Annotated in this window: 2 protein-coding genes and 1 pseudogene; 2 read left to right on the top strand and 1 reads right to left on the bottom strand. The window is 63.5% G+C overall.

Going from position 1 to position 1,505, the window contains the following annotated elements:
• The first annotated feature begins 97 nt into the window (after positions 1–97).
• Both QZY48_RS29165 and QZY48_RS29160 read left to right on the top strand, forming a co-directional pair.
• Positions 98–352 carry an AbrB/MazE/SpoVT family DNA-binding domain-containing protein gene (locus tag QZY48_RS29165; RefSeq protein ID WP_295437256.1) on the top strand — a complete coding sequence of 85 codons (255 nt, stop codon included), beginning with the start codon at positions 98–100 and terminating at the stop codon, positions 350–352.
• Between the two features lie 23 nt (positions 353–375).
• Positions 376–624, top strand: a pseudogene (locus tag QZY48_RS29160) (type II toxin-antitoxin system PemK/MazF family toxin); the annotation flags it as partial.
• Positions 625–675: 51 nt separating this feature from the next.
• Here QZY48_RS29160 and QZY48_RS29155 read toward each other — a convergent pair.
• A complete protein-coding gene (locus QZY48_RS29155; RefSeq protein WP_295437258.1) occupies positions 676–1,395 on the bottom strand; it encodes a DUF4351 domain-containing protein in 720 nt (239 codons plus the stop codon).
• Between the last annotated feature and the right edge of the window lie 110 nt (positions 1,396–1,505).

Raw genomic sequence — 1,505 nt, 5'->3', positions numbered from 1 at the left:
GCCCTTAGATCGAGTAGGGTCTATCAGTACGACGCGGTTGGCAAACCTCGACGTAAGTGTCTATCCTTGGTTTAAACATCCGATGTGAACATCGATCATGAGTACCGAAGCCATTCTTGCCATTCAGCAGTGGGGCAACAGCCTCGGCCTACGCCTACCGACCGCCGTGGCACATGAGATGGGACTTCATGCTAATCAGCGTGTACGCATCACCGTAGAGGATGGCGGCATCGTGATTCGGCCGCTGGAAGAGGACCGGCCTTCACTTGCGCAACGGCTGTCCCGCTTCGATCCGGAGCGCCATGGGGGCGAAATCATGACGGCTGGGCGTATCGGCGCCGAGCGGTGGTAAGCGGCCAGCGCTAGGCCCATTGGGTGCCTGAGCGTCAGGATGTCATCTGGATTGACTGCAACCCTCAAGCGGGGCGGGAGATGCGTGACATCCACCCCTTTCTCGTGCTCTCCCACCGCGCCTTCAACCAACGGACGTCATTGGTTATTGGCCTTCCCATGACCACGGCGGAATATAACAGCGACAATCCTTTCGCAGTGGCTGTGGGCGTGGCGAAAGGAGGCAAGGAAGGCAAAACGAGCTATGTGCTCTGTCATCAGCCGAAGTCTTTTGCGAAGGCCTCGTCCAGCCCGAGGCACTGGGTCGCGTCGCGCCAACACCGCTTAACCCGCGGGCGGGGGGGACCCCGGGGGCTGGCCGCCGAGCAGAACCTCCTCCAGGGTCGCGGCCTGGAAGATGCCGTCCAGCCAGGTGTCCAGTTGGCCGAGGGTCGCGGCGTCGATACGTGACTGGGCCCAAGGGGGCAGTTCACCAAAACGGACCCGGAGGAGGCGTTTCAGCGCATCGGTCTTGCCTTCGCGCTTGCCTTCGCGTTTGCCTTCGAGTTTGCCCTCGAGCCTGCCTTCCCGCTTACCTTCCAGCAAGCCTTCTCTCTTCCACTTCTGCGTCCACTCTTCAACGTGTTCGGCCAGCATGGTCTCGACCTCCACTAAATCATGCAGTTCCGGAAGATTCTCGCCCGGCAGCAGCCGCCGCAGCAAGACCCGCGCAAACCAGACCGTCAGCGCCCGCCGTAGGCTCGCGTAGCGGGGGCACTGCAACCGGGCGCCAAGCCGGCTCAGGATCGGGCGGAGCGCCGCCGGGCCCTCAGCGGCCAGGGTTTCCAGCCGTACCAGCTCGGCGGTCACACTGGTCGCTTGCGCAAGCGTTTCTTCCCCGACGCGGCCCTCATCGATCAAATGATAGCGTTGCTGGGGCCGATAGCGGGCCAGGGCGCCCGGCAGCGGGACGATCAGCTCGGCGATATCCCGCGCCGCCGTCCAGCGTCCAGTGCCATTGTAGAGCACCAGCGGAAAAACCGGCGGGAGCTGTTGGGCCTTGATCTTTGTTCCGGCCAGTCGATCGCGGGGCGTGCGTAGTCAGGGCTTCCAGCCCTGATTCGGTCAGGCCAGGATGGCCTGACTACGCAGTCGGCGCGCCCGCGTGGCCGGAG

It is taken from the genome of uncultured Thiodictyon sp. (genome assembly GCF_903828115.1).
Classification (GTDB): domain Bacteria; phylum Pseudomonadota; class Gammaproteobacteria; order Chromatiales; family Chromatiaceae; genus Thiodictyon.
This window is presented reverse-complemented; position numbering and strand designations above follow the sequence as displayed.